The organism is Dysgonomonas sp. (assembly GCF_035323175.1).
Classification (GTDB): domain Bacteria; phylum Bacteroidota; class Bacteroidia; order Bacteroidales; family Dysgonomonadaceae; genus Dysgonomonas.
On sequence record NZ_DAOKYH010000032.1, the window covers coordinates 1 to 18181 of the forward strand.

The window sequence follows — 18181 nt, forward strand, 5'->3', positions numbered from 1 at the left end:
GACGTGGGATGTTTTCTTTCGATTTTCAAGTCCCACGGCTAAGCCTTTTTTGACTACTTTTTAATGGAATTTTCTGCTAGGGTGTCAAAACAAAAAAGTCCTAAATTCTAATGAATTTCAGGACTCTTCGTCAATTTATAAATCTTACTAGCGGTATGGACGGGACTCTTATTTATTAATGATAGTTTTCTTTGTTTTACAATAGTTACTATATATCAATATATTATATTTTTATAATTCTCTATTTTGTTTGCATTATTCAATAGTTTTTGTAGATTTGCACGACATATGCACGACACTTTTAAATATAAAAAGTATGGCAAATTATGTTCCTTATATACTAGCGAAACGTATTTCTCAAGATGGGACTACTCCTTTGTATGTATGCTATAACTATTCTCGTTCTCGAAGAACTCTTATCGCAACAGGTTACGACATAAAGCCTGACCATTGGGATAATAAGAAAAAATGGATAAAGCGAGCTTGTCCACAATATGAAGAGATTGACCTTGTACTCACCAAAATAACATCCAAACTTGGCGAAATACTGAGTTATGCAATAGATAATGCAATTGACCCGACTGTGGATTATATTCTACTCGAATTGGAGAAGAATAGAGAGTATGAGCAACGTTCGAATAGAGTAGATATGTTCAAAACATTGGAACTGTATATTGAAGAGAAAGCTCCTCATGTATCTAAAGACCAAGTAAAAGACTATAAAACATTACGTAAGCACCTCACTAATTTCAAAGAATATTCTTCTCAGCCTGTTACGTTTAGAAATTTGAATCTAAAATTCTACAATGAATTTATGGATTATCTTTTCTACAAAGCCGTTAAGCCAGATGGGACAGTTGGTTTAGTTACCAATTCAGCCGGAAAAGTTATACGATTGCTAAAAGGATTTGTCAACTATCAAATCACAAAGGGAGTGATTCCCAATATTGACTTAAAATCATTCAAGGTTGTAGAAGAAGAAACTGATGCAATTTATCTCAACGAGAAAGAATTAGAGGCTATTTATAGGCTTGATTTATCTGAGGATAATGAGCTGGAAGAAATCAGAGATATTTTCATTGTGGGCTGTTATACAGGACTTCGTTACAGTGATTTATCTACTCTCAATTCGGAGCATATTGACCATATTAATGGAAATATCAACATAAAACAACGGAAAGTACACAAAGCAGTCGTTATCCCCATGATTGACTATGTACCTGATATTCTGAGAAAATATCATTATAATCTACCGAAAGTACATAGTTATAAGTTCAACGAACGAGTCAAAGAATTAGGACAGAAAATAAAGCTTACCCACAAAGTGGAAGTTGTGAGAAAAAAAGGGAACAATAGGATTGCAGAAGTAAATAAGAAATGGGAAATGATTTCGTCACATACCTGTAGACGCTCTTTTTGTACAAATATGTATCTATCAGGGTTCCCTGCCGAGGAACTAATGAAGATATCTGGGCACAAAAGTCCTGCTGCATTTATGCGGTACATTAAAGTCGATAATTTTCAAGCTGCTGATAGATTGAAAGCATTGAGAAATAACTTACAAAAACGATAAAAAGGAGAATAGATTCACTATTTTTGCATAAATACATTTTCGTCATGGCAATAGAACAACAGAACTTCAACCAACTAATTGATAATGTTTATCAAACCCATTGTCAACTCCAACTGAATGCAAAAAAAGTAGTAAATATCAATTTAACTATTCGAAATTGGCTCGTTGGTTGTTACATTGTTGAGTTTGAACAAAACGGAGAAGATCGGGCGAAGTATGGTACGAATTTGATTGGAGAACTGGCTTCAAAATTGAGCGCAAAAGGCTTGAAGGGTTTTTCTGTTAGCGCATTAAAGAATCATAGAACCTTCTATTTATTGTATCCTCAAATAAGCCAATCAGTGATTAGCTTTTTGAAAGATGGGAAAAGCCAGTCACCGACTGGCGAATTACAAAAACGTTTGCCTCTCTCAATTCGGAGGTCAGCAACCCCCGAATTGCAAGAAGAGTATCCTATTTTATCTGAAACCCTTTTGTCTCAATTAAGTTTCACCCATTTTATAGAATTGATAAAATTTGATGACCCACTCGAACGCCTATTCTACGAAGTAGAAACGATAAAGAATAACTGGAGTGTTCGAGAACTTGAACGTGCTATCAATACGGCTTTATATGTCCGAACTGGTTTGTCTAAGAATAAAGAAGCTATCATCAGAAAATTCAAGAATCAGAAACCAGTTCAAAGCATAGATGTTATCCGTGACCCTTACTTTTTGGAATTTCTCGGGTTGGAAGAACGGTCAGAATATAGTGAATCGGAATTAGAACAAGCTATTTTAGATCATTTGCAGAAATTTTTGATAGAACTTGGCACTGGCTTTTGCTTTGAAGCTCGCCAAAAACGGATTACATTTGACAATACTCATTATCGTATTGACCTGGTTTTCTACCATCGTATTTTGAAGAGCCATATTTTGATTGATTTGAAAATCGGAAAATTCGATCATACCGATGCTGGACAGATGAATGTCTATCTCAATTATTACAAAGACACTGAAATGTCGGATGGAGATAATCCGCCTATCGGAATTATTCTTTGTGGTAGCAAAGGTGAAGCTTTGGCAAAATATGCTACGTCTGGCATAGATAACCAACTATTTGTTTCTAAATATTTAGTTCAGTTACCAGACAAGAAAGTCTTGGAAAATTTTATCAAAGAAGAGTTGAATAAATAAGTTGGTATTCCATGTACCCAATAATTACGTTAGGAAGAAAATACAGAAGAAATAGTATAAACCGTTAATATGGAGAAGACATATCCAGTTTTGTATAAATACCTTGATGTAAATGGAGCAAAAGCAATGTTGTATAACAGCAATATTCAATTCACCAATGCGACAAAACTCAATGACCCTTTCGATTGCCATCCGGGGTTGATAGACTTTTCCCAAATAACACCTCACCAGTGCAAGGGATGGCCTAAAGATATTGCGATTGATTTGGAATCCCATCGTTTTGAACGAGATAGAGACAGAGTGTGGTTATGTTGCCTCTCAAAAAATTTCCAGTCAATTCTGATGTGGAGCTACTATAACAATCACAGGGGCGTTTGCATCGGATTGGACATAGAAAAAGTAAAAAAGGATATCCACTATATGCTCGGGGCATCGGTCGACAACAATTGCCATGAAGTAGTATATCGAGACATTATAGAGAAACCCAATTACTTTGCCGATAAGGAGAATTTTTTCTACTATCAAATGTTAACTAAAGCAAAGGAATGGGCACACGAAGAAGAGGCTCGAATGCTTATTTTTGAACCAGTGCCTTGGATTATGGCTTTGACTCGTGACCCGAAAAAAGATGAGATAACAGACTGGAAAGAAGTTCGTGCATATCCTCAAATCGATGGAGAATGTTTTTCTGCCATTTATTTGGGAGTGAATATCAGCAAAGAAGATGAAGCGGAAATTATAAAAATGAGTAGGAAATTGAATCCCAATATCCATATTTATCAGATGAAAGTCAATCCTGACGCTTTCAAATTAGATTTTAGTGAAGTGGTTTAGATAACCAGCTCTTTTCTAAGATGATTCTCTTCCATCATAGCGTCAATACAACTCATTGTTTAGTTCTTTATGAATATTTATTATAGTACTGTATTTGTTAGGAATGGATAACAATCATATTGAATCAAGACATAGTACTCCATATATTGTTAATAATATTTATATATTTCATACTATAATTCTCGTTTAACGCGTTCAATTAAGCATTCAAGTAAATCAATATTATCTTTGTCTTGTATTGTAGCAGAATATATTTTATTTGTGGATCAGGGTGCTCTTAATATAAAATTATCATTGACAATCAGTCAATTATAGTTTTTGTCTTGAAAATTTGCTCCCAAATTATTCCCAAAAGATTTTCTTGGCTATTCTTTTAGAAGTCTTTGCATTTAACCGAATAAAAAAATGCCCTCACTACAGCGCATTGTAGCGAGGGACTCTTGACAGAATTTGGACTTTTACCTTCCCCCTCTTTATTTATTATATCAGAAAAGGCTAGGATTTGTTTCATTTTAGTTTTAGGCCCAATTACTAAAAAAATAATGAATAGCATAAGCTTCTTTTACACACTCCTCGAATTCTTGATTTCTAACACCATATCTAAATTCTTCTGCCTCATTACCTGTAAAAGGGGATACATAGACCGCCGGTATGAGATAGACATCTTCCTTTTCTTGATCTGTCAATGTATCATAGAGACGAATTAAGGCGTATGGACCAGTAGTATTAAATACAGCCATGCTTTTAGAAGCATATTTAGCGTCAGTTAAAAGAGTTCTAGAAAATACATATTTTACTATTCTTTCCATAAACGGATGCCCTGGAGTGCTAAGCATTAATGCATTATTGAAAATACGAAAATGGTTAGATATAAAATCTTTTTCTAAAGAGAAACAACACGTTTTGTCTTTAAGGAGAGTGTTCATCGGTTTTATAGACTCATAATCAAAATCTACATACATCCCTCCAATTTTATTTAGAATAAGGTAACGTATAGCATCCCATCGTTGTATATCATATTGATATTTATTATATACGTACCAATATTGAGGATAATATTTCTTTACAAAATCATTCATGCGTTTATTATCCCAGAATTCGTATTTCCAATCTGGGTAATCACGTTTCCATGTATCTCCTAATCGTTTAAAATTTTCTGGCAAAGGATCACTAATTCCTGACCAAATTTGATGAATAATTTGAGGTACTTTCATGATATTTTAATTTAAGTTAATAAGATTGAACTGCATTTTTACTTAGCTAATAAATAAAAATAATATCCCAAAGTTTTTTATCTTCACCTTTAAGTTTTGCATTAAATACGTCAGGAAGCTTTTCTTCATTATTATTGTATAGATACAATATTTTAAAGGATTCATCAATAGAATCTACTCGAAACGTTATTGACTTATTTTCTATATTTAATATAATTGAATCTTGGTGATTTATTTGTTTTGGACTTATTGGTATTTGCATAATTCCTAAATATGAAGCCATATTTGTCTTTATAACTTCAATATTTACATTTTGACTTACTGGAATTTTTTTTGAAATGACAATTGCTATTAAAATTAGAAAAACCAAAATAATAGATATTCCATAACGTATCAAGAAATTTTTTTTTTGATTTGTATTACTCATTATTTAGCCAATTCTAATTGATTAAAAACTAATTTATAATAAACTTCTTTTTTTCGAATTAATTGCTCGTGGTTACCTACCTCAGTTATAATACCATTTTTTAAGACTACAATTTGATCTGCATTCTTAACAGTACTTAATCTATGTGCTATAATAACAACAGTCCTTCCCTTAAAGAAATGTTCTAAATTTTGGACAATTATACTTTCATTATCAGCATCTAGAGAACTTGTCGCTTCGTCCAGAAATAAATACTGAGGTTTTTTGTAAACAGCTCTTGCTATCATAATACGTTGCTTTTCCCCACCACTGATGCCTAGACCTGATTTGCCTATTTTTGTATGTAATTTCAAGGGCTTATTTTCTATAAATTCCTGTAAATTAGAAATTTTAATAGCTTCCTTTAATCTATTTTCATCAATAGGATCAGCACCTAAAACAATATTTCTCAAAATAGTTTCAGAAAAAATATAGCTTTCCTGCATAACTATACCACATCTTTTCCTCCATTCATCAGATGAGAAATTATTTATGTCATAATTATCTATAAGTATTTCTCCATCTGTCTGTTGATAATATTTAAGTAGTAATTTAAGCAAGGTCGTTTTTCCACTACCACTTTCTCCTACAATAGCGGTAACTTTTCCTTTAGGAATTAATAAATTTATATTATTTAAAACCATTTTATCCGAAAATGGACCATACCGAAAATAGACGTCCTCCAATTTTATGTTGGAAACAGAATCTGGTATTTTTTGATATTCGACCTTATTGTCCTCATTTTCTAAAATATGGATCTCTCCGGCTCTTTCCAAACTAATTTTTGAATCTTGAAAATTTCTTACAAATCCGATTAATTGTTCCAGCGGAGAGTTCATTTGACCAATAATATATGTGATACTCATCATCATACCTAAAGTAATATGTCCCTGCACAACAGAAACAGCAACAAGAAAAGTTACTGTAATATTTCGAACCTGATTTATCAATGAATACCCTGCCGATTGTACTTGATTTACCTTTAAAGAATCAATATCAGCTTTATATTGTTTCTCTTGTATATCTTTCCATTCTTTTGCTTTATAATCCTGAAAATTATTAAGTTTAATTTCAGGCATTCCATTTATAATCTCTAATATGGAATTCTGATTTTCAGTTCTTACTTTAAATAGTTTGTAATCAACAACCTTTCTTTTCTTCAAAAAATAAAGCATCCACAGTATACTAATAACTGTAAAGCATGTATAAACTATTAAAACTTTTAGACTATAGAGACCAATAATGACAAAAAAAACAGAGAAAGATAATAGGGAGAAAACAGTCAGAAGAGTATCTGAGGTTGCGAAAGATTGTAATCTAGAATGATCCGCAATCCTTTGATGAAAATCTCCCGTAGACTTAGTATCGAAGAATTTCATAGGTAGGCGCATTATTTTTTCTAGGAAATCAGAGACTATATCAATATTAATCCTAGTACCCAAATAAAGGACAATCCAATTTCTCAAAAGGATAATAGCATAACTTCCCAGAAACAAACATAGCTGAGATATCGCTATAATTAATATGATACCTATATCAAGTTCCCCAATTCCTTTATCAACCATTGCTTGAGTCAAAAAAGGCATTATTAGTGAAACAATAACTCCGGCTAATAACCCCAAGCTTAGCTGAAACATCTCATTTTTGAAAGGAAGTAGATATTTTAATAAAAATTTCTTTATAGAATCATTCTCTGGAGGAGGTATCATTTGATAGAATAAATCAGTAGGAGTGGGAATTAAAATCACTCCTTGCCCCCCATGACTCCATTCTTTACAAAACTCCTCTTCAGATAACTTGTATTTGGAATAAGCAGGATCTGCAATCCAATAATATTTATTTTTAGTTATTTTATAAAGAACGACAAAGTGGTTCTGATGCCAATGCAAAATTACAGGAAGCTTGAACTCACACAATCTTTCTAGGGGCAGTTTGAAACTATTTACGGTCATACCTATTGCTTCTAGACCATCTCGTATTCCGGCAATTGAGACTCCCTCTGACGATAGAAAAGATAAATTCCGAAGATAGTTTAATGAATATTTTTTACCATAATATGCTGCTATCATACGAATACAAGCGGGACCGCAGTCTATACTATCCAATTGTCGTGAAAAATTCATACCCTTAAGTTAATGTAATCCTATTATTACTTATTATCTGAATCCTACTTTGAATTATATCTAATTTATCATCTTCACCTATGTTACCAGGGCATATATACAGAGACTGATTAATTTTTTTTTGAGAGCATACACTACAAATTGGCAAAATAGAGCAATCTTTACATATTGGATTAGAAAACCTAGAATTCATTCTACCTTGATAATATTTATTATATGTTATTGTTCCATCTTCGTTTAGTATCCCTTCTCGCTTAGCTTGAATAAAATCTTGAGATGTACACTTATATACATCTCCATTATAATTTACGACTATACTATCCCCTCTATCTGCATAACAAGATGTTCCCAAGCCTCCATTCTCGCTGTTTCCATCATGTTTCATTCCAAATGTATCTAAAGTGAATCTTATCTTTTTTAATATTGGTGAGGTTTTTAGCCCCCCATCATGCGTTTGCCAAACAGGTTGAAAACTAAAATGAAATGAATCATAATATTTCTTATCCAAATCTTTAAATTCATCTATAAGATCTATAAAACAGTTAAGGTTATCAATATTGTAATTACATCGTATATTAACATGCAAACCTTTTTTTATTGCATATTTAATGTTTTTCAGAGTGATATCGTAAGTCCCTTTACCATTAGACATTTTTTTTATCGCATCATGCAAACTCTTATTTCCATCAAATGGAACTTGAATATATCCTATGACGTCTAATGAAGACAAATAATCTACAATATTAGATGTAAGTAAAACTGCATTTGTTGTGAATCCAATATTCAATTTGGTTTCAGAGCCATTACATAATTCTTGAGCAAAGTTAATCAAAGGTTTTACCGTTTTGTTGAATTTTAACAATGGCTCCCCTCCAAAAAAAGAAATAGCCAAAGTCTTTAATTGTAAAGTTTTAATTTTATTCTCTAACAATTTCTTTATTGAATTCATTGTCTTATCATCAACATGACTGTTTTTTTGATGTGTTTCATAACAATACCAACAACGTAAATTACAATCAAGAGTTGGATTTATCGTTAATCTAAAATACACATCAGAATCTAATTGTTTCTCCTTATCTTGTATTGTTATTTCAACTTCATCTTTAGAATTATCTATTATAAAAGAATTAGTTATAAGGCAGGTATAGAAATCAGGATGAAGTAATTTAATCCTATCTAAATTATTTTGAGAAATAATTGTATGAAGTTCTTTTGTAAGAATTAAAATTTTGTCAGTTCTACAATTATATAATATATATTTTTCATCTCCTGCTTTTATAGTTGAATTATATTTACTCCATTTCATGATATTAACTTTATTTTTTCAATAAATGAAATACCCTCATTTGAGGGTATTTCACTTCACTGTTAATAGTAAGACATATTACTCTTAGCACTTCCACAATTATCGCATTTGCAATTGTCATTATTGCTAAGGCTACTATTGCTACAATTGTCATTGTTACTACCCCATCTAGGTTTGATCAGATCCGTTTCCACAACTCCATATCCACCTTTAAACGAGTTTTCTTCATCTGAAGTTAGAGGAGTTATATCCTCATTAACTTTTAATACTTTTTTCTCTTCCATGATTAAAAAAATAATATTATCTCTACTCTTTATAGGATTTTCGAGTTACTCCCTTGATTGATGTACATCTATTTAATTATCTTTATACTCATAATAATCTTGTATACTCTTGCTTTGCTTAGTTGTTACTTTTCTGCCTCCATTAAAGTTATAAATGACTTTAATCATAAATCCGGTTTCATTTGTTGTATAGTGCCTTTTTGACCATATATCAAGAGTATTTGTAATCCTTCTTCTATTATGTCGATACAGTGTAAAGTTTAAATTCAACAATAATTTATTATCCAATAAATATTTATATATTTTCCCATTTATACCATGTACTGTTTTATATATTCTATCCTGTGTTTTATAAGTCGGTTCTAAATAGTAAGAGAGATTCCCACCCCAGCCATTGTCAAAGTCCATATTATTATTAATCGCTAAATAAGGTTTCCAACTTGATGAATTTATATCTACTCCTTCATATTTTAGCCATTGTATTCGTCCAATAGCTTTTAAACTCCACCATTTTGCTATTTTAAAGGTTCTATCCAGAGACAAGGCTTGCATATAATTCTTACCATCATTAACAGGCATAGTATAGGTTACTAATGGGTCCTTTTCGTCTTGGAAGGTCTTAAAGAACAAAACATCTTTACTAAATCCGAATAGATAATTAATATTCCATTGACCATTAATCGCTCCTCCTAACATAATAAGGTGATAATTTACAGGTTTTATATCTAGATTACCTTTAGTATATAAATATTCATTATTATAGATTACCACAGGTGTGATCGCGCTATATGGAATTGGATCCATAGCTTTTTGATAGAAAAGGCTTATTGAGTTCCCTTTTTGTTCATTAATATTATACATTAAGTTAAGCGTAGGATATATGCCCCAATAATTTTTAGAATTCTGTTTGCTTATTTTTACAGAATTGTATTCAATTTTGTTTTCCTGTATTCTAATACCCACTTTGTAAGTAAATTTTTTTGTAATCATCGATGAAAAAGAAGCAAAACCTGCATAATTCTGTCCTTTCAGCTTATAATTATCACTAAGATCAAGATCAGACACCCAAATGTTATTTTCCCATTTTTTATAGTCTAAAAACTGTTTTGAATTATTCAAACTATAATTAAGACCAATATCTAGTTGCGATTTATCACTTATTCTTTGCTCCAACCTAGTATCTATTTCTAGCATATCAGTTCTATCATCTAATCGATCACTAGTATTCTCTTCATACCCATTATCTTTATCCAGATTGTATAAATAGCTGTTACCTCGTATCCTTTTATTATTGTATCTTAAATAGTCAATAATAAATTTTATTTTTGAACCTTTATCATCTAATATCCAATCATAATTTAAGGCCGCCTGATATTGCCTAGTTCTTAACTTTTCTTCTATTATCGATTCAGATCTGTCTATCCTTTCACCAACATTGTTTTTAACCGTAGACTCTGATCTATTGATAGGATCTCCGTTAGTTATTCCCAATCTAAAATTACCACCTATGCTATGTCTGTTAGTAATATCATAGGTTAAACTCAATCTATCAGAGAAAGAATTTGTCCAACCTTTACCATCGGTCTGCATATCAATATACTTATTTATCTCTTTGTAATGGGAGTAAATATTATATTGACTAATATTTTTTAAATGTCCAAAATATGTGTAATTATATATACTCAGATTTTTATTCCTGTAATTCAATGATGCATTTATATTATCTGAATAATGTCCCCCTTTGAAATGTACAGAAAAATCGCTCGAAACAGATCCATAATATCCTCCATTAGACATCTTCTTCAATTTGATATTAATGATCCCTCCCATACTCGAAGCACTCTCTTCACTACCACTCATATGTACAATTTCGACTTTATCAATATTTTCAGCCTGAATTGCATCTAACTCATTTCTATCCCTTAGTTTTCGTCCATCAACATAAATTTCGGAAACATCTCGGCCATTAATTTTTAAGGAATTTTCTTCATTGGTAACACCAGGTAACAATGTAAGTACCTCTTTTGTATTATTTCCTTTTGTTATCGGGTTTCCTTGTAAGAATACTACGTATCTATCAATTTTTTGTTGAATAACATTAGCAGTAACTGTAACAGCATCTAATCCAACCACATTTTCCTCCAATGGAATGGAATCAAGTATTGTATTTTCTTGTACTTCGATATTAACGTATTTGCGTTTATACAATAAATGGGTAACAGATAGTATGTATCTTCCGGATGGAATATTTTCAATTCTAAATTGACCTTTTTCGTTGCTAATATTTCCTTTAACGTACAAAGAATCAACCTCAGAAAGAATTGTAACTGTTGCGTAATCTACTGCTCTTTTTGATGTATCAAACAATACACCTTCTAAACAAAAATTCTTGATTTGTTGACTATGTAACAAAGGAACAATGAGTAGAAGCAAGATAAGAAATAATACTCTCATTATAAATACGTTATTTTTCACAGACTTGTTTTTATTATTAAATTAAGGATCTCAATTACATAATTGATGCAAAATAAAATTCAGGAAACAATTTAATATTTTTCCCTGTTGCTATATTAAATAGGATATTGGTACACATCCCTGCCACAATCCAAGAGGCAACAGCCAATTGTGGGGGAGATAATTCTCTATTTTCTAGTGAATAAGCCTCAAGCACTTCTTCCAACCATTTTTTTCGATTATTCAAGTGTTTCAAATGTGTTATTACATAGGAGACAAAATATGCCTCAAATCCTTCACATGTATCATAAAATGTATTTAACTTCAAGCTTTCTCTATTTATGATAAATACACAACCTGCCCACCCTAAATTATAAGGATGTAATATTGGAATATTGTGATTTAGGCATACATCGTCAAAAAGAAAAGGAACATTCGATGTAAAATCAAGAGCATTAATCGCAATATCATATGCATCTAATGATACATAATCTTCAAGATTTTCCTCTGTCAGAAATATTGAATGATATGTTATATTAGCATTTTGATTTATCGCTTTTAATCTGTTATATATTGACTTAGTTTTCAACTCATCTATGTCAGACATTAAATAATTCTGTCTATTTAAGTTAGACTCCTCTACACAATCTCCATCAATGACACATATATTCTCAAAACCAAGCCTTAATGCACATTCTACTATTCCACTCCCCAAACCTACTCCTCCAACAAGAATTCGGTAGTTTCGTATTCTTTCTTGTTCCTCATCTGAAATATAGATTCTGTTTCTGCTATATAAAGATACCTTTGTTGTTTCCATAGAAAAGGTTTTAAATTTCTTGATATATTATAGACAGGAATTGTTTCAGAACCAATATGATTTTTAGACTCTCCTGCTTGAAGCATATATATACCTAGCAATCTTATTTTCTCATATAATTTACGATCACACTCTGCAAACATTATTGATTCATTAGAACAGATATGAAATAACGCTTGTACCAATAATATTTTTAAAATAACAGAACTAGCCTTCCCTAAAGAAAAAGAGTCAATAGCTAAACAACCAATATGCCAGATATTCGGCATTTTAGTTTCTTTCTCTTGAATATTGTCAATATTAATATCAAATACAGCTTGTATTGGTAAAACATATTTTTTAGTCCATCTTAAAGTTCTAATAGTTCCTATTATATTTCCTTGATTATTTCTTATTCCATAAAAAAATGAATCTTGAAGCCAGCATTTTTCTCTCTCATATAACTCTTCAATTTCCCTTTTTATAGTTGTAGGATAATACCCCAAATGAGATTTATAATTTGTTTCAATTATAAAATTTGAAGCCTCCTTTAAACTTGCATTGGAAAACCTCCATAAAGAAAAATTCTCAAATTGACGTATTAAGCGCTCCATGATAAAAACTTTAAATTGTTATTTATTAGAAACTTACAGAATAAAGTTTGAAGTAGATGATTAGCGACCAATCACAAATACAGCCGTAATAATATGAAAATCAAATTTTAAACACACAGAAAACATTTGAGAATCGCTAAAAAACGAGCATTTATTGAATATGAGTTCTGTTTTATTTATGTATACAAAAATATTTTATTAAATAATAACTACCTTTACCCTTTTGGGTAGTTTTTCTTTTTTTACTAAAAATACTATAATCCATCTTTACATATCTATTTAAAATGAAGAATTTATGTTATTCAATTTAGACGATTTTTTTGAAGGGGTTACTGATGAAGAATGCAATGGTACTATTGATTATAAAATATCACAACTACTCATTGATACCCTAGATGCAATGAGTAGAGTATCAGGGGAAAGCCTATATGTTATTAACTATTTAAGTAGAGGATTCTTATACGTTTCTCAAAATCCTTTATTTTTAAATGGTTATTTAAGAGAAGATGTGTTAAAAATGGGATATTCATTTTATGAAAAAAACTTACCCCAAGAAGATATAGATATGTTACTTGAAATAAATAAAAAAGGATTTGCTTTCTTTTATCAACAACCAATAGAAGACAGACTTAAATTTACAATTTCATATGACTTTAGATTACTTCAAAAGAACAAATCAACAACAATGATTAATCATAAATTAACACCTATATTGCTAACACCAAAAGGTAATATATGGCTAGCTCTATGTTCTGTAATGCTATCTACAGAAAAAAAATCTGGAAACGTATATATTAATAAATCTGGGGTTCTACATAGACTGAGATATTCCTTTGAAGGAAAAAGATGGAGATCGACCGAAGTTGTTTCCCTATCAAAGATAGAAAATGTTATACTTAAGCTTTCTGCACAAGGTTTATCAAATAAACAAATAGCTGAAACAATTTATCTTAATATAAATACAATTAAATTTCATAAGAAAAATATTTATCAAAAACTTAATGTAAAAAATATTACAGAAGCTATCGTATTTGCTCATAATAATTATATAATATAAGCTCATTCTTTATACGAGAGATTTATAAGATTCTATTATATCGGTCTATTCTTCTAATTATATGGGTTATTCAAAGGTAATTATTTATTAAAACTGTAGTAAGTTTTTGTTTATCTCATCTGTCTTTGTCTTTTAGTTTCATTCGGTTTCATACCAAGAGCATCCAGTGATTCCTTGTATTTTCTCCTGCACCAATTTGTATCATCCACCCCGTCAATAGTCAGTTCGTATTTATCCGGCTTCTCGGGATGTTGCTTGATTTCCGCAACAGACCTTTCCGTCTTAAAATACCGTTTGTATTCCGGAGAATATACGTCTCCTTTGAATACGACAGCCTTTATATCCAATATCTCTTTAATCAGGCTTTCAGTAAATCGCATTGCCTGCAACAACTTTTCAATCCAGAGTAATTCTTTGAGCTTAGGAAACAGATCATGAATTTTCTTTAGTTCTTGTTTTACCTGAAAAACATTGGGATGATTATAATCCCTGTATTAACAGAGTGTTAGCCGGATTTTGAAAGTGCTGGGGTAACGATTTGGCAACCGTTCTTATTTCAGCGTTTTGCGGTGCAATACTATCAAATAACTCACTGCGGAATTACGATATTTCTTCCAAACCCACAACAAATATTTTCTCTTTTTCAATTGATATACATCTCATTCATGCAGGCGGTAGATAAGACAACACTTTTTAGAAATTTCTTCCTTTCGCAGGCGAAAGAGTAAATTTCTAAAAACCGCTTGCGGCTTGGTGTTGGTGTTCTATTGCCGGAATGTACTTTTGTATTGAAATTGAATAAAGAATTACATGAAACCTTTAGATCCTAATATAGAATTAGTTATATGGCATATAGAGTCGCTCCTTAATAGTTGCCTTTAATAAAATAATTTTTAATTCTTTATAAAAACAACTGAATACATTGATTTCAGATTCTTATCTTTCCATAAAATAGGGATATTAACAATATTATCATTTATCAATAAATCCATTAAGTCCCACATTACTTCATGGTATAACATGGTGCAAGCTAATTTCTTATTGTCTTGGTTAATTCTAAATTCTTCTTGAAAATCAGAAACGATTCTTGAACTTGCAAAATATTGAGTTATTACTTTGATTATCTCATCTGAAATTTGATTTAGTTGGCTATCTTTATTTTGGCTATTAATAATGGGGATACAGAGATAACCATTTTTATTTATCATACCCAAAGCAAGGGCTTTTGCATATATATCAGATGATATAATTTTCCCATTTTCTTTATAATCAGCCAAAAATGGTTCTATAAAAGTTTTCAGGCTCAATTCTTTCCAAACAAACTCGGGTTGATGTTTAGACCAGCACAAATTAAAATTATCATAACCATTCGTTCCGCTACTAAATTTCCTTGGATAATAAAGCGCCCAACATTCACCATCCCATGTAGCAGCGGATTTCAAGTCTTCGTAAGAATTAAAGGACTTCCATATTTCCCCATCTAAGATATATGAAAATAAGATAGTATAAATACTCTCTTGTAAACCTTCTTGTTTTAACACATTAATTAAAGAGAAAATATCGTTCTTTATTTGAGGATATAAAGTCTGAGCAACCTGTAATGAATATGTACGAGCTTTTACTGTTTGTAAACTGTCTAATATTGGCATAAGAGAAATCCAATTTTTATTTTCATCTTGAGATATAAGCCCTTCGATACGCAATAACATCATTTGGGAATCAGTGTTGTGTATACCAAGAGAATCTAAATATGCCCTCGTATGTGGAGTTCGCAATGTCTGCAAAATCTCCCAATTATTATCAGCTTTTACATACGTAAATGGATGATGTTTTGTATATGAACAAAATGCTGTAGCATCCCATTCTGAGAAATCTCTTTGTTGTGCAAATCCTGTTACAGAGTACACAAGAAACAATACTATATTGAATAAAAGTCTCATTTCTAATCTTTATAATCCGTGTTTAATTCTTTATAATACGAGTAACATTCTTTGCAAATTTAAAAAGAAAAGCTAATAGACAAAAATATTATTCTTTAGAATAGGCATTTTTTATTTTGAATAAATGTGCTATACACTTTCGTCTCCAAAGTAAGCAAATATTTGGTAACCAGCCATTATTACATCTTAATTCCTCCACCTTGTCTCGGCTGGATTATAGGTCTACTAATGGTCTGGTTTAGTTTGCTGAACTGTTGCTTAAACCAGTCTATAATATTCTGTCCATTGAGAGAAAGATGAAGTTTATCTGGTTTATTATGCTCTTTGTAGAGTTGCAACTTAGCATCCTGTACATCAAAATATCGGTCGTGTTGGGACGAATGGAGTTTACCAGTGAACAACACCTCTGCACCTGTAAACAGTTGTTTAATCGTATCGACAGCTAACCCGATACCCCTGCATAACTGCGCTATATGTAGATTTTCGCTCAACTTGGGGAATATGCTAACCAACAAATTTATATCCTCCTGCGCTTTATACGGTTCATATTCCTTTTGGAGTTGTTCGAACCGGGCTTTTGTTTCGGCAAGTTCTTTCTCCTTCTTCCGGACGTAATTGTCCATATTGAGAAATTTTTCCCGCGCTTCGTCCTTACGGTCGTACATATCCCATATCTTTTCATTTACCTCCTCTTTTCGCTCCTGTAATACTTCTATTTCCTCTTTCAGGTCTTCGTTTTTGACAAATAAATCCCGGTAAAATTGCGGAGTGGATATATGCCGGGCATCCGAGCCTTTAATACCACGCTCCAATCCGTATTTCTGCATTTTCTTGGCATAGGTATCTTGGTATAGTTTCAGGTTGTCCCGTGTCATAATATCATCGGCACACAAGCGGATGATATCTTTCGGTTTCTTCCGATATTTCTTTTTACCGTTATTCTTCTCCGCTTTAGCCTTCCGCCTTTCTCCCCGCACTATCGGAACTACCGTTGCATGGATATGCGGCGTTTTCTCGTCCAGATGCAGTACGGCGGATACTACATTAGCTTTTCCGAACGTATCCTGTAGCCATTCAATATTATCCCGGCACCATTCATTCAGTTTGCCGGAATTCTGTATGCGCTGCATATCTTCGGGAGTACCGGATAGCATAACCTGCAAGGCTCGTATTTGGTTTTCCTTGATTTTGCGTGTAATTCCGGCATGTTCAATCCTATATTGAATTGCTTGTGTCCTGTTTTCTACTACTTCGGGGAATCTGATAAATTCCTCATTCAGGCCTTTACGTTCCGGATCGGCATTGGCCGGCTGTACCGTCCGCTCAATATGAGCCGTAGTCCGGGCATCGTTCCCTTTTGGTTTTTGTATATGTAATACGGCGAATCCCATAGCTGTTAATCTTAATATTATTATTGATATCATTAAAAGTCGCTCTGGCGACTGCGGTCGGAAGACCGCTAAGGAAGATTCCAAAGGGGGAAAACCTTTGGCTTATTGGGGCATTTTTAGTGTAGATTTATCGGAGCGTTAAAAAAATGCCCTAATAAGCTATGGCTTTTTCAAAAGCCTCTTGGGAACGCTCCAAAGTTTAGGGCCTGAAGCCTTTAAAAGGTTTCCGCTTAACGTCAACTTTAGGCTTCTCTTTTTGCTGTATCTGTCTGGTCGAAACAAGATACTCGTTCAGGTCTTTATAGTCTGCGTACTTTGCTGACTGATTGATTACAGCCGGATGAGTTTGTTTGATGGTCAGAGTAGCTTTCTTCCCCGGATCATCATTATCGAGATAGGTATGGACTTCTTTGTAGCTTTTTAGTTTGTCCATAGCTTTGGGAAGGTTAGATAGTGAATTAAGCACTATTACATCCTCTTGAGGTGCAAGTATATTCTTTAATGACATATAGGAAAGGAAATCGGTAAAACCTTCAAAGACTAAACACAATCCTTTTAGACTGTTTGTATTACTTGCTCCGTTATATGTTGTTACATCCATAGATGTACAGCCCTTAAATGGCTCGCTTCGTAATATCCAACCCTCATTATCATTTGGAAAACCGATAGCAAAGAAAGGTTTCCCGTTTACTGAATAATGTATTTCAGAGCAATATTGCTTGGCGATATCAGGACTGATCTTTCTTTCCGATAGATAATCGATCAGGGCTTGATGTGTGATCGGAAGCACCTGTTGTATTGTTATAGCCGGAGTATTCTTATTTAAATTATTGCCGTGAAAAGAAAAAGACTGTGATTGCTCTTGTGCTGTCGTATTGTTGTACAGATTTACTGACGTACTGTTGTATCGATTTAGTTCTTGCATTGCTTCGTTCAATGAACAATTATTGA

15 protein-coding genes are annotated in these 18181 nt (G+C 32.2%); 4 read left to right on the forward strand and 11 right to left on the reverse strand.

Translation table 11 applies throughout. From position 1 onward, the window contains the following. The first annotated feature begins 316 nt into the window (after positions 1 to 316). From PKC55_RS17640 to PKC55_RS17650, 3 genes are all read left to right on the forward strand, one after another. A complete protein-coding gene (locus tag PKC55_RS17640) occupies positions 317 to 1573 on the forward strand; it encodes a site-specific integrase (protein ID WP_303892651.1) in 1257 nt (418 codons plus the stop codon). 44 nt (positions 1574 to 1617) lie between these two features. Continuing rightward, entirely contained in the window at positions 1618 to 2748 is a 1131-nt protein-coding gene (locus PKC55_RS17645) for a PDDEXK nuclease domain-containing protein (protein ID WP_303892653.1), read from the forward strand. A 69-nt stretch (positions 2749 to 2817) separates the two neighbouring features. Beyond that, positions 2818 to 3582, forward strand: a complete 765-nt coding sequence (locus tag PKC55_RS17650) for a DUF2971 domain-containing protein (RefSeq protein WP_303892655.1) — start codon at positions 2818 to 2820, stop codon at positions 3580 to 3582. A 518-nt stretch (positions 3583 to 4100) separates the two neighbouring features. Here PKC55_RS17650 and PKC55_RS17655 read toward each other — a convergent pair. The 7 genes from PKC55_RS17655 to PKC55_RS17685 all read right to left on the reverse strand — a co-directional run bounded on the left by PKC55_RS17655 (position 4101) and on the right by PKC55_RS17685 (position 12842). Beyond that, the gene (locus PKC55_RS17655; protein ID WP_303892657.1) at positions 4101 to 4796 is read right to left on the reverse strand and encodes a glycosyltransferase family 32 protein; all 696 of its coding nucleotides are present in this window, start codon (positions 4794 to 4796) and stop codon (positions 4101 to 4103) included. Between the two features lie 46 nt (positions 4797 to 4842). Next, entirely contained in the window at positions 4843 to 5223 is a 381-nt protein-coding gene (locus tag PKC55_RS17660) for a hypothetical protein (RefSeq protein WP_324373622.1), read from the reverse strand. Next, positions 5223 to 7385, reverse strand: coding sequence for a peptidase domain-containing ABC transporter (locus PKC55_RS17665; RefSeq protein WP_303892661.1), 2163 nt, complete (start codon positions 7383 to 7385; stop codon positions 5223 to 5225). The genes PKC55_RS17660 and PKC55_RS17665 overlap by 1 nt, the downstream gene beginning before the upstream one ends. Positions 7386 to 7389: 4 nt before the next feature. Further along, positions 7390 to 8691, reverse strand: coding sequence for a radical SAM/SPASM domain-containing protein (locus tag PKC55_RS17670; protein WP_303892663.1), 1302 nt, complete (start codon positions 8689 to 8691; stop codon positions 7390 to 7392). Between the two features lie 356 nt (positions 8692 to 9047). After that, the gene (locus tag PKC55_RS17675; RefSeq protein ID WP_324373623.1) at positions 9048 to 11450 is read right to left on the reverse strand and encodes an outer membrane beta-barrel family protein; all 2403 of its coding nucleotides are present in this window, start codon (positions 11448 to 11450) and stop codon (positions 9048 to 9050) included. Positions 11451 to 11484: 34 nt separating this feature from the next. Next, complete coding sequence (locus PKC55_RS17680; RefSeq protein ID WP_303892667.1) at positions 11485 to 12249, reverse strand: HesA/MoeB/ThiF family protein; 765 nt, start codon at positions 12247 to 12249, stop codon at positions 11485 to 11487. Further along, positions 12147 to 12842 carry a hypothetical protein gene (locus tag PKC55_RS17685; protein ID WP_303892669.1) on the reverse strand — a complete coding sequence of 232 codons (696 nt, stop codon included), beginning with the start codon at positions 12840 to 12842 and terminating at the stop codon, positions 12147 to 12149. Before PKC55_RS17685 ends, PKC55_RS17680 begins: the two co-directional genes overlap by 103 nt. 295 nt (positions 12843 to 13137) lie before the next feature. Here PKC55_RS17685 and PKC55_RS17690 point away from each other — a divergent pair, with 295 nt between their 5' ends. Beyond that, positions 13138 to 13899 carry a response regulator transcription factor gene (locus tag PKC55_RS17690; protein WP_283687537.1) on the forward strand — a complete coding sequence of 254 codons (762 nt, stop codon included), beginning with the start codon at positions 13138 to 13140 and terminating at the stop codon, positions 13897 to 13899. Between the two features lie 110 nt (positions 13900 to 14009). On the opposite strand, the gene PKC55_RS17695 is transcribed toward PKC55_RS17690, so the two are convergent. The 4 genes from PKC55_RS17695 to PKC55_RS17710 form a co-directional block, all read right to left on the reverse strand. Then, complete coding sequence (locus tag PKC55_RS17695) at positions 14010 to 14279, reverse strand: hypothetical protein (RefSeq protein ID WP_324373624.1); 270 nt, start codon at positions 14277 to 14279, stop codon at positions 14010 to 14012. A 513-nt stretch (positions 14280 to 14792) separates the two neighbouring features. Further along, on the reverse strand, positions 14793 to 15839 hold the full coding sequence (locus tag PKC55_RS17700; protein WP_303892673.1) for a hypothetical protein: 1047 nt from the start codon (positions 15837 to 15839) through the stop codon (positions 14793 to 14795). A gap of 179 nt (positions 15840 to 16018) precedes the next feature. Further along, complete coding sequence (gene mobV, locus PKC55_RS17705; RefSeq protein ID WP_324373625.1) at positions 16019 to 17230, reverse strand: MobV family relaxase; 1212 nt, start codon at positions 17228 to 17230, stop codon at positions 16019 to 16021. Positions 17231 to 17429: 199 nt separating this feature from the next. Next, on the reverse strand, positions 17430 to 18181 hold a 752-nt coding region (locus PKC55_RS17710; protein ID WP_324373626.1), incomplete at its 5' end, for a DUF8464 domain-containing protein.

Excerpts from the sequence above, each read along its gene's own strand:
- PKC55_RS17640 (WP_303892651.1), top strand. The coding sequence starts at position 317 with ATGGCAAATTATGTTCCTTATATACTAGCGAAACGTATTTCTCAAGAT.
- PKC55_RS17695 (WP_324373624.1), bottom strand. The coding sequence starts at position 14,279 with ATGCGATTTACTGAAAGCCTGATTAAAGAGATATTGGATATAAAGGCT.
- PKC55_RS17655 (WP_303892657.1), bottom strand. The coding sequence starts at position 4,796 with ATGAAAGTACCTCAAATTATTCATCAAATTTGGTCAGGAATTAGTGAT.
- PKC55_RS17670 (WP_303892663.1), bottom strand. The coding sequence starts at position 8,691 with ATGAAATGGAGTAAATATAATTCAACTATAAAAGCAGGAGATGAAAAA.
- PKC55_RS17680 (WP_303892667.1), bottom strand. The coding sequence starts at position 12,249 with ATGGAAACAACAAAGGTATCTTTATATAGCAGAAACAGAATCTATATT.
- PKC55_RS17665 (WP_303892661.1), bottom strand. The coding sequence starts at position 7,385 with ATGAATTTTTCACGACAATTGGATAGTATAGACTGCGGTCCCGCTTGT.
- mobV (WP_324373625.1), bottom strand. The coding sequence starts at position 17,230 with ATGGGATTCGCCGTATTACATATACAAAAACCAAAAGGGAACGATGCC.
- PKC55_RS17660 (WP_324373622.1), bottom strand. The coding sequence starts at position 5,223 with ATGAGTAATACAAATCAAAAAAAAAATTTCTTGATACGTTATGGAATA.
- PKC55_RS17645 (WP_303892653.1), top strand. The coding sequence starts at position 1,618 with ATGGCAATAGAACAACAGAACTTCAACCAACTAATTGATAATGTTTAT.
- PKC55_RS17685 (WP_303892669.1), bottom strand. The coding sequence starts at position 12,842 with ATGGAGCGCTTAATACGTCAATTTGAGAATTTTTCTTTATGGAGGTTT.
- PKC55_RS17690 (WP_283687537.1), top strand. The coding sequence starts at position 13,138 with ATGTTATTCAATTTAGACGATTTTTTTGAAGGGGTTACTGATGAAGAA.
- PKC55_RS17650 (WP_303892655.1), top strand. The coding sequence starts at position 2,818 with ATGGAGAAGACATATCCAGTTTTGTATAAATACCTTGATGTAAATGGA.
- PKC55_RS17700 (WP_303892673.1), bottom strand. The coding sequence starts at position 15,839 with ATGAGACTTTTATTCAATATAGTATTGTTTCTTGTGTACTCTGTAACA.